The organism is Streptomyces sp. NPDC001443, from assembly GCF_053597355.1.
The window spans coordinates 133,130-142,767 of sequence record NZ_JBSFIA010000012.1 but is presented as its reverse complement, the minus strand read 5'-3'; the positions used below and the strand labels follow the sequence as shown (position 1 = coordinate 142,767).

12 protein-coding genes and 1 pseudogene are annotated in these 9,638 nt (G+C 71.1%); 11 read left to right on the top strand and 2 right to left on the bottom strand.

The features are described 5' to 3' along the window. Genes ACWC24_RS15890 through ACWC24_RS15880 form a run of 3 tightly spaced genes read left to right on the top strand, consistent with a single transcriptional unit; the run spans position 1 to position 2,243 of the window. Complete coding sequence (locus tag ACWC24_RS15890; protein ID WP_450663402.1) at positions 1-216, top strand: MbtH family protein; 216 nt, start codon at positions 1-3, stop codon at positions 214-216. Positions 217-227: 11 nt separating this feature from the next. Beyond that, entirely contained in the window at positions 228-1,475 is a 1,248-nt protein-coding gene (locus tag ACWC24_RS15885) for a cytochrome P450 (RefSeq protein ID WP_450663401.1), read from the top strand. Between the two features lie 30 nt (positions 1,476-1,505). Next, positions 1,506-2,243, top strand: a complete 738-nt coding sequence (locus tag ACWC24_RS15880) for an SRPBCC family protein (RefSeq protein WP_450663400.1) — start codon at positions 1,506-1,508, stop codon at positions 2,241-2,243. A gap of 142 nt (positions 2,244-2,385) precedes the next feature. On the opposite strand, the gene ACWC24_RS15875 is transcribed toward ACWC24_RS15880, so the two are convergent. After that, positions 2,386-3,087, bottom strand: a complete 702-nt coding sequence (locus tag ACWC24_RS15875; protein ID WP_450663430.1) for a hypothetical protein — start codon at positions 3,085-3,087, stop codon at positions 2,386-2,388. Between the two features lie 10 nt (positions 3,088-3,097). On the opposite strand from ACWC24_RS15875, the pseudogene ACWC24_RS15870 reads away from it, so the two are divergent. Then, positions 3,098-3,286 (top strand): annotated as a pseudogene (locus ACWC24_RS15870) (transposase); the annotation flags it as partial. On the opposite strand, the gene ACWC24_RS15865 reads toward ACWC24_RS15870, so the two are convergent. Next, complete coding sequence (locus tag ACWC24_RS15865) at positions 3,278-4,027, bottom strand: hypothetical protein (RefSeq protein WP_450663399.1); 750 nt, start codon at positions 4,025-4,027, stop codon at positions 3,278-3,280. The pseudogene ACWC24_RS15870 and the gene ACWC24_RS15865 sit on opposite strands and share 9 nt — an antisense overlap. A 146-nt stretch (positions 4,028-4,173) precedes the next feature. Here ACWC24_RS15865 and ACWC24_RS15860 point away from each other — a divergent pair, with 146 nt between their 5' ends. The 7 genes from ACWC24_RS15860 to ACWC24_RS15830 all read left to right on the top strand — a co-directional run bounded on the left by ACWC24_RS15860 (position 4,174) and on the right by ACWC24_RS15830 (position 9,478). Further along, positions 4,174-5,919 (top strand): DUF885 domain-containing protein, encoded by a 1,746-nt coding sequence (locus ACWC24_RS15860; RefSeq protein ID WP_450663398.1) that lies wholly within the window; start codon positions 4,174-4,176, stop codon positions 5,917-5,919. Positions 5,920-6,213: 294 nt separating this feature from the next. Next, a complete protein-coding gene (locus ACWC24_RS15855) occupies positions 6,214-6,498 on the top strand; it encodes a DUF5132 domain-containing protein (RefSeq protein ID WP_450663397.1) in 285 nt (94 codons plus the stop codon). Between the two features lie 117 nt (positions 6,499-6,615). After that, on the top strand, positions 6,616-6,738 hold the full coding sequence (locus tag ACWC24_RS15850; RefSeq protein ID WP_450663396.1) for a hypothetical protein: 123 nt from the start codon (positions 6,616-6,618) through the stop codon (positions 6,736-6,738). Beyond that, positions 6,735-7,532 carry a thioesterase II family protein gene (locus ACWC24_RS15845; RefSeq protein ID WP_450663395.1) on the top strand — a complete coding sequence of 266 codons (798 nt, stop codon included), beginning with the start codon at positions 6,735-6,737 and terminating at the stop codon, positions 7,530-7,532. The genes ACWC24_RS15850 and ACWC24_RS15845 overlap by 4 nt, the downstream gene beginning before the upstream one ends. 50 nt (positions 7,533-7,582) lie before the next feature. Beyond that, entirely contained in the window at positions 7,583-8,725 is a 1,143-nt protein-coding gene (locus tag ACWC24_RS15840; RefSeq protein WP_450663394.1) for an alpha/beta fold hydrolase, read from the top strand. A 201-nt stretch (positions 8,726-8,926) separates the two neighbouring features. Continuing rightward, positions 8,927-9,187 carry a DUF5132 domain-containing protein gene (locus tag ACWC24_RS15835; RefSeq protein ID WP_450663393.1) on the top strand — a complete coding sequence of 87 codons (261 nt, stop codon included), beginning with the start codon at positions 8,927-8,929 and terminating at the stop codon, positions 9,185-9,187. Between the two features lie 138 nt (positions 9,188-9,325). After that, complete coding sequence (locus tag ACWC24_RS15830) at positions 9,326-9,478, top strand: hypothetical protein (protein WP_450663392.1); 153 nt, start codon at positions 9,326-9,328, stop codon at positions 9,476-9,478. The last annotated feature ends 160 nt before the right edge of the window (positions 9,479-9,638 follow it).

The following is a 9,638-nucleotide window of genomic DNA, read 5'->3' as shown; positions in this document are numbered from 1 at the left end:
ATGACCAACCCGTTCGAGGACCAGGACGGCACCTTCCTCGTGCTCGTCAACGACGAGAACCAGCACTCCCTGTGGCCGCAGTTCGCGGACGTCCCCGACGGCTGGAGCGCCGCCCACGGCCCCGACACCCACGCCGCCTGCCTGGAGTACGTCGAGCGGAACTGGACCGACATGCGGCCCAGGAGCCTCGCCGACGCCATGGACGCCCGGCGATAGCGCGGCTCGCAGTGAACCTGACCGACACCACCGACGAGGCCCGCGGCACCGCGGGCCTCGCCCGGTCCGACGACCTCGCCGCGGCCCTGCTCACGCCCGAGGCCCGCCGGGACCCGTACCCGTTCTACGCCCGCATGCGCCGCGAGGACCCGGTCCACCGCAGCGCCCAGGGCATCTGGTACCTCACCCGGTACGCCGACGTCGAGACGGCCCTGAGCGACCTGAGGCTGTCCAACGACCGGGACCGGATGACCCGCGCCTACACCGCGCTCGGCGGCGACCTCAAGGCCTTCAGCCGGCTCACCGACCGGCTCGGCCGGGTGATGAGCAACACCGACCCGCCGGACCACGCCCGGCTGCGCAAACTGGCCAACCGTGCCTTCACCGCCCGGCGCGTCGAGGCCCTGCGCGACGGCATCCAGCGGATCGTCGACCGGCTCGTCGACGAGGCGGTCGCGGCGGGGCCGTCCATGGACCTGATCGAAGCGGTCGCCTCCCCGCTCCCGCTCTCCGTCGTCTGCGAGTTGTTCGGCATTCCGCCCGAGGACAGAGCACTGGTCAAGAGGTGGTTCCGCCGCTTCGGCAGGCTCTCCGAGGACATCGACAGATCCGAGGCGGCGATCGAGCAGTACGAGGAGTACCTCGCCCGGCTCGTCCACCGACGCCGGGCCGACCCCGGCGACGACCTCATCAGCGCCCTGGTCGCCACCCAGGCGCAGGACGACCGGCTCACCGACTCCGAACTGCTGGCCACCTGCTTCGTCCTGATCACCGCCGGCGACGAGACCACCACCCACCTGGTCGGCAACGGCATGCTCGCCCTGCTGCGCCACCCCGATCAATTGGCCCGGCTGCGCGAGGACCCGGCGCTCGTCCGTACGGCCGTCGAGGAACTCGCCCGCTACGACACGCCGACCCAGGCGATCGTCCGGGTCGTCGCCGAGGACGTCGAGATCGGCGGGCGGACCCTGCGCGAGGGCGAGTTGGCCTACCTGATCCTCGCCGCGACCAACCGGGACCCCGAGCGCTTCGAGGGCCCCGACCGGCTCGACCTGACCCGCCCCGGCAACCGGCACCTCAGCTTCGGCAACGGCCCGCACTTCTGCCTCGGCGGCCCGCTGGCCAAGCTCCAGGCGGAGGTGGCCGTCGGCACGCTGGTCCGCCGGCTCCCGCACCTGCGACTCGCCGACGGCGCGGTCCTCGACTGGCGGCCCAACCCGCTGCAACGGCGGCTCACCGCGCTTCCGCTCACCTACTGACCCATGAACGACCACGAAGGAGAAGTGACCATGGCCAAAGAGTTCGAGGTCCGCCGGGAACAGGACCTGCCCGCCACGCCCCAACAGGTCTGGGACGCGGTCGCCACCGGCGCCGGCAACCTCGGCTGGCTGTACCCCATGGAGGTCGAGCCGCGCGTCGGCGGAAAGGTCACCCGGGCCGACGGCACCGTCGTGGCGTGGGAGCCACCGGGCCACTTCGCCGTGCGGGTGGCCATGGACGACGGGTTCTCCAACACGCTCACCTACCGGATCGAGCCGGTCGACGGCGCGACCAGTCATCTGCGGATGGGTATCCACTGGGTGCACACGGGAGTCGTCGACGACTACTGGGACACCAAGGCGGACGCGGCCGAGAAGCACGTCGACTTCTACCAGCACTCCCTCGCCGAGTACCTGAGGCACTTCGCCGGCCGCCCCGCCGTCTACGTCAAGGCCGCCCGCGCCGAGCGCACCGAGGACCCCGCCGGCTTCGCCGCGCTGCGCCGACGCCTCGGCCTCGCCGACGACACGGCCGTCGGCGACCGGCTGTCGCTCGACCTCCCGGGTACGGACGGCGGCTCGACGGAGGTGGTCGTGGACTGGCTCGACCGTGACTTCCTCGGCCTGCGAGGACCGGACGCGCTGTACCGGTTCTTCAACGGCAGTTCCTGGAACTGGCCGATCTGGCTGGGCCACCACCTGTTCGCCCAGGACACGGACGAAGAACTGGCCACCAAGGCCTGGAACACCTGGCTCAACGGCACCTGACCCCGTCGCACGACCCTGACCCCGTCGCACGACACGACCGAAGGACCTCTGGTGGAAACACTGCTCTACGCCGCCGAACTCGTCCGGGAGGACGGCGCCTACAAACTCGTGGTGCAGGACGTGGTGCGGGACACCGTCCAGGTCACCCCGGTCCCCGAATCCGCGGTGGCCAAGCTCCCGACCTTCCTGTCGGTGCTGAGTTCCAAGCTCGGCGCGGCACCGGCACGCGGCCGCCGGTAGACCGCTTCCGGCTGCGCGGGACCGGTGCCTGACGTCGGCCGAGGACCGCCCCGGAGGCGGCGTCCTCGGCCACGGGCCGTCTGCGGGAGAAGGCGCCCAGGTCGACGACGAGGCCGGTGTGTTCTCCCGTGCACCGCAGCGGATCGCGGTCGTGGTCGTGGCCGGCCCCGACGCGGTCGACCAGGGTGGCGAGGAAGCGGCCCGCCGGGGGAGCGTCCTTGAACTGGTTGCCGCTCGTGCCCATGGCGACGTGGAAACCGGCCAGATCGGTGCGGTCGTGGACGGGCGACCAGTCGTCGGCGGCGTCGTGGACACCGGCGACGCCGGCGGGCCGGTTCGGCACACCGAGGAGCGGGAAGCGGCGTGCGGCCCTGGTCACCCGGGTCTCGAACCGGGCGGGCGTCGGGTGCGGGTTGCACCCGTCGGGATCGTCGAGCCACTCCTTCGGGTCGCGGGCGGGCAGCGTGCCGCCGACGAGGAGGTGTCCGCCGGAGGGGCGCAGACAGGTCCCGAGGCCGACATCGGCCACGATCGGACCGGACCCGGTCCCGGTGCCGCCCGGACCCGAGGCGCTTCCGTCGCCCTGCCGGACCGGCGCGGCCACCTGGTGGACCTCCTCAAAGCGGCTCGGCCGACACCGCTGGGTCGTCGAGAGAGCCGTGTCCTGGCTCGCCGGCTGCCGTCGCCTCCACCGCCGTTACGAGCGCAAGGCTGAACACTTCCTCGCCTTCGTCGGCATAGCCGCAGCCCTCATCTGTCACCGCCGACTCGTCCGTGTGGACGGGCATCACCAGTCAGCGTGAGGCTCCGACACTGCTGACCCAGACAACGAAGGGCCTGATCTCTGGCTCGGTCGCGGTCTGCTCCGAGAGGTTTTGCGCGTCGTCCAGGTCCGACCAGGCGATGAAGCCGGGCTCCCTGTCGGCCAGAAATCCCTCGACGACCGGACCGAGGTCGTCGGAAGCCACATAGGTACCGCTGAACGGCAACGCATCCGGGGGCAGAGAACCGGTCGCGCACCGGAGCTGTCCTGCCTGCGTGTCGTGCCACACATAGAACGTCGCCACCCCGGAGAAGCCCAGATCCCGAACGCGTTCCTGGATGACAGCAGCAGTCCGCTCGAAGGCAGCCACCACCTCGGCAACGGACAACGAACTCCTTTCCTCGGCAGCCGCACCCAGCGACCAGGAGTTGGTCTCCCACTCCATCCGCCGGTCAGTCGGCTCCAGCACCAGAGGCTCGTCCGCCACCTCAGCAATCCACGTCAACAGCACCACAGCAGTATCCCTGCACAGCTCGGCCCGCGAACCTCCCAAAAGAAACGATGTCCAAGGAGCCAGCGAGGAGCCGAACTGCGAGTACGGGTTGAAGCTCGAGGTCTCGGAGGCGGCGGCGATCGTGACGGTGCCGCCGACGACCATCGGAGTGCGCGTGGACGACACGTCGCCGCCGCAACCGGCCAGCACGGCTGACACGGCGGCGGCCGCCGCCACGACCGACCGGGCCCTGGGAGACGACACGGTGCGGCGGTGCATGGCGCTCATCGTGCCACCAGGATCGACGGCGTCCGCCGGGCTTTCCGGGGCCGGACGCGAACGCGCCGGACAATTTCCTCCGTCCGAGTGAGGCCGTCCGACGCGCGGTCCACCCCTTGCTGACGCTGCGTCACCTCGATGCGCACACTGGTGCCATGGTCATCAATCCAGGGGACTCCTCGGACGGCTCGACGGTGCGAGAGACCGACCGGCTCGCGACCTCGTACTGGGACTTCCTGCTCGCCCGCGAGCCCTCGCTGCGCACCCGCCGCGGGCTGCCGGTCGAGTCGCTGCCGGGGGTGTCCGCGGCGGAGGCCGACGAGCGCGCCGGGTTCGCGGCGGGGGTGCTGAGCCGACTGGGGGCGCTGCGACCGGAGGAGCTGTCCGGCCCGGCGGCCGACACGGCGGGCTTCCTGCGGGCGCTGGCCGAACAGGAGGCGGCGGCGGGGCGTTTCCACTGGCTCACCCCCACCGCCACGCCGTACCAGCTCTTCCGCCTCCAGCAGTACGGGGACACCGTCTTCCGCCCGTTCCGCTTCGAGCACCGGGCCGACGCGGACCGGTACGTGACCCTCGTACGGGACCTGGCCCGGTGTGTCGCGACCATCGGCGACAAGGTCGTCGGGCAGGCGGCGCGCGGCTTTCGCGTCCATGCCCCGGCCCTGACCGGTGTCCACACCACACTCACCCGGCTGCGGGAGTCGGCGGCCCGTTACGTCCGGGCCGACGCCGGGCGGCTCACCCGGCTCGGCGCGGCGAGCCGGGGTCACCTGCGCGACGCGGTGGAGCGGCTGGTCACCACCGAGCTGGAGCCGGCGTTCGACCGCCTCGTCGCCCTCGTGGGCGACCCGCACTACCTCCGGCGGGCGCCGCAGGACGTCGGCTGGGCCCGCTACCCGGAAGGCGAGGCGGCCTACCGGGCCTTCGTCAGGACCTACACCTCCGGCGACACACCACCCGAACGCCTCCACGAACTCGGCCGGGAGCACTGCCGCGAACTCGGCGAGCGGATGCGGGAGATGCGCGACAGGCTCGGCTTCGCGGGGACGGAGGCGGAGTTCAACGAACGGCTCGCGACCGAGTCGCGCCTGTACGCCGCCACTCCGGAGGAGGTCGAAGCCCGCTACCGCGGACACCTCGACCGCCTCACGCCGTTGCTGCCGCGCTGGTTCGCGGTCCTGCCCAACGCGCCCTACGACGTGGCCCGCCTCGACCCGGCGCTGGAGGGGTCGATGACGTTCGGCTACTACGAACAGCCGACCGCCACGCAACCGGTGGGCCGCTATCGCTACAACGCCTCGGACCTGGCGCAGCGGTCACTGCTCGGCGCGGCCGCACTGATCTACCACGAGCTGTCGCCAGGACATCACTTCCACCTCGCCCGCCAGGCCGAGAACGCCGAGCTGCCCGACCTGCGGCGCGAACTGGTGGCTTTCAGCGGGTTCGAGGAGGGCTGGGCCGAGTACGCGGCGGGGCTCGGCTGGGAGATGGGGCTGTACGACGACCCGTGGGACGCGTACGGACGACTGGCCCATGAGCGCTTCACCGCGCAGCGCCTCGTCGTCGACACCGGGCTCAACCTCGGCACGATGACGCTGGAGGAGGCGCGCACCTTCATGCGCGCCCACGCGGCAGCCGAGTCCGAACGGCAGATCACGACCGAGTTGTTGCGCTACGCGACCGACATGCCGGGGCAGGCGCTGACCTACCGGGCCGGTCACGCGGAGTTCACGGCACTGCGGGCGACGTGCGAACGCGGCGCCGGTGCCGCGTTCGACGTACGCGCCTTCCACGAGAGCGTCCTGGCGGGCGGCACACTGCCGTTTCCCGCCCTGCGCCGTCGGGTGGAGAGAGAAATGCACCCGGATTCCGGGAGAGAGCCGCTCTACTCGAAGGAGTGAAGGCCACGGGGAATCGGTAGCCGTCTGCTCAACCTCGGATACTCTCTGTGATGAATGGCGGGGGCTCACTGACGCGGAATGCAGGCGTCCCGGCCTCCCGTCGAGTTCTCTCGTGTTCACTCACCTCTCGCAGTTTCACCTCACCGTTCTGTTCTCCGTCACCATCTCCTCGACAGAAGAGAAGGATGTTGTGCCATGGCGCCTGTAGTACCGCCTTTCCTGATCGGTCTGATCACCGCATCCTTGGTGAAGAGGCTCGGTAGACCCTTGATGCGCGGGATCGTCAAAACGTCGGTGGGACTGGGAATCGAAGTCAAGAGGGCCGTCCAGGAAGCCGGCGAGGGAATCCAGGACCTCGCGGCCGAGGCGACCGCCGAAGTGCTCGCGGACCAGACCGCACACGGTGCCGAGCACGGTGTCGGCGCCGCGGAGGACGGCATCGCGGGCAGCGCCGGTGCGGCCACCGGGTCGGCGCCCGCCGCCGCGGCCGCGGACGCGAACGTGGGACAGGCCGCCGGTGAGGACAAGCCCGTCGGCAAGACCCGCGGTGCCGGTGCGGTCGCCGCCAAGGTGCGCTGAGTCGGCCGGCCGACTCTCCAGGACGACACCCTGATGGAGACAGGTCAGATGTCTGCGACCGGAACCCCTCTGTATTCCGCGGAACTCATCCAGGAAGGCGGTGCCTACAAACTCGTCGTGACCGATCGTCAGCGCCACACCGTGCAGACCACCTACGTGTCCAGGAGGGCGGTGGAACAGCTTCCCGCCTTCCTCTCCAAGCTCGACTCCCTGCACCAGCGCGGGCTGCGTCGGCGATGACGGCGACCGAGGCGAAGAAGTGGTTCCGGGTCCACCGGCGGACGGCGGACCCCCGGCTCCGGCTGGTGTGCTTCCCGCACGCCGGCGGCACGGCACAGCTGTTCCACGGCTGGCCCGCGCTGCTGCCGGCGGACATCGAGGTACTCGCTGTGCGGTACCCCGGCCGCCAGGACCGGCTCGCGGAAGCCTGCATCGAGGACATGGCCACCCTGGCCGACACGATCGAGGACATGCTGCGGCCCTGGCTCGACCGGCCGCTGGCGCTCTTCGGGCACAGCATGGGCGCCTGTGTCGCCTACGAGGTGGCCCTGAGGCTGGAGGCCCGAGGCGTCGTCCCCGAGCACCTGCTGGTCTCCGCGCACGAAGCCCCCCAGCGGGCCGAACACGTCGCGCTGCACGAAGCCGACGACGAAGCCCTGATCACCCACGTCCGGCAGCTCGGCGACCTGCACTCGGAGGCCTACGACATCCCGGAACTGCGTGACCTGCTGCTGCCCGCCCTCCGTTCGGACTACCGGCTGCTCGAGGGCTACCACCTCTCGAATCCGGCTCCGGTCAAGGCGCCGATCACGGCGTACGTCGGCCAGGACGACCGCAGTTGCGCGCTCGACGCGGTCCTCGCCTGGTCCGGCCTCACCGCCCCGGGCTCCTTCGAACTGCGGCCGTTCCCCGGCGACCACTTCTACCTGGTGCCCCGGGAGGCCGAAGTCGTCGCGGACGTGGCGGCACGCCTCGCACGCGTGTGCATGGCGCCTGCGGAGTTCTCAGGGGACGATGGTCCTACCGGGCGCTGAGACGCGCGGTGTCCCCGGCAGCGGCCACGAAGGCCGGGACGGAGGGAACCATGCGACCGGGCACACGCGTCGCCGACGCGATACTCCGGCTGCTCAGCCGGGACCGGGCCGGGCTGGCCCTCGCGCTGCCGCCGGCGACCGCGGGTGCCTGGTGCGTCACGCTGGGGACCGGCTGGCGGATCCTCGGAGCCGTGCTGCTGGTTGTGGCCCTCGCGCTCGGCATCGGGTCACTGCGCCATCTGGTGCATGTGGCCCGGATACGGGTGCGGTATCCGCCCCCCGGACGCATGGTCGACGTGGGCGGCTACCGCATGCACGTCCTGGTCGAGGGAGACGCCGGACAGCGGCCCACCGTGGTCTGGATGCCGGGCGGCCATGCCGCCGGGTACGCCATGTACCCGCTGCACGCGCTGGCGCGGGAACAGATGCGTTCGGTCCTGGTGGACCGCCCGGGGTCCGGCTGGAGCGACCCGGGCCCCTTCCCGCGCACGACGGCGGCAGAAGCCGTCGAACTGCTCGAAGCGCTGGAGCGGGCCGGTGAGAAGGGGCCCTACGTCCTGGTGGGGCATTCGTTCGGGGGGCTGCTCATGGCCAACGCCGCCAGGCGCCGCCCCGACCTGGTGGCCGGTCTTGTACTGCTCGATCCCACCCCGCCCGATGCCGTCGCCTTCGGCCCGGCGCTTCCGGGTCTGCGACGTGCCCCGAGGGACCAGACCGTCCTCGCGCTGCGCCACCTCTTCGGCCTGCACGCTCTCGAGGGCGGAAAGGGGACACCTGCCTCCGAGGACCCCGCGCGGATTCTCGCCATGGTCGAGCTCAGGACCAAGGCGAACTGCGCCGCGGCATCGATCCTGCGGGAACTGTCGCCGGACGGCATCACCAGAGACGGCTGGCAGACGGCCGTGCACGACGGGGATCTCGGCTCGTTGCCCCTGCTCCTCGTGGCGCCACGCGATCTGACGGGCGGCGGCGAGATCTTCGACGCGGTCGACGATCCGGAGGAGAGCGCCCGGGTACGGCACTTCTTCCTCACCGTGAGAGAACGGTTTCTGACGGCCTCCAGCAAGGGGCGGAGAATCTATACCCCGGAGGGAACCGGCCACGACTTCCCGGATCGCGTACCCGAATTCGTCGTGGAGGTGGTGGGCTCACTGCTGGACCAGTGCGAGCCGGACGCACCGAAACCGCTCTGATCCCGTCGCGCGGCCCTGGTCCGATCCGGCGGGGCTTCCGCCCGATCGAATGAACAGCGTCGGCGTCCACAGGCGTATCGGCCGAGGTCCGACTACCGTGTTTTCGGTGGGGGCGGAATTCAAGTCCAGCGCTGTCGGCCAGACGGTAAGAGCGCGTGTGGCGGCGGCAGTCGTGCCGTGTACACAAGAGAGGGTTCACCCATGCCCCCCGTAGTTCCTCCCTTCGTCGCCGGCCTGATGACGGCTCCCCTGATCAAGAGAGTGGCGAAGCCGCTGGTGCGAGGCGTCATCAAGGCGTCGGTCGGCCTGACCTTCGAAATCAGGCGTGCGGTCATCGAGGCGGGCGAGGAAATTCAGGGCCTCACCGCGGAAGTGGCCGCCGAGAAGCTGGCGAGTTCGGCTCGCGTACGTCGAGGGCATGTCGACGGTGAGGTGACGGCGCACGGCGCCGCGGTCGGCTGAGTACCGTCGGCCCGCGGGAGGCCGGTGCCCGCCGAGCCGGGGCGGAGCGACTCGGCACGCGTCCGGCGGGATGCGCGGGAAGCAGGCGAGGAAGTCGAAACTGCCGGGCCACGCCTCGCACACTTCGCCTGCCATGCCGTGGCGGAACCCGAGACGCCGTCCGCGGGCCGTCTGCTGGTGCACGACCACCAGTACCGGCCGCTCACCGTCACCGAAACCGTACGACGCCGGCGCGACACCCGGCCCGACAACCCCTCGCTGTGGGCGGCGCACGTGCACTCGGGAGCCTGAGCAGGAGCGTCGGCCCGCACTGCGCCGCAGCCCTGCCGACCGGACCCCGGTACGGGGGCCGATGGTCCCTGTCGTGACCGGCCGGATGAGGCCGGGAGGCCAGGCGGCAGGGACTGCCGGCCCAGGTGCACCACGGCCTGCGGCTTCTAGCGTTCCTGAC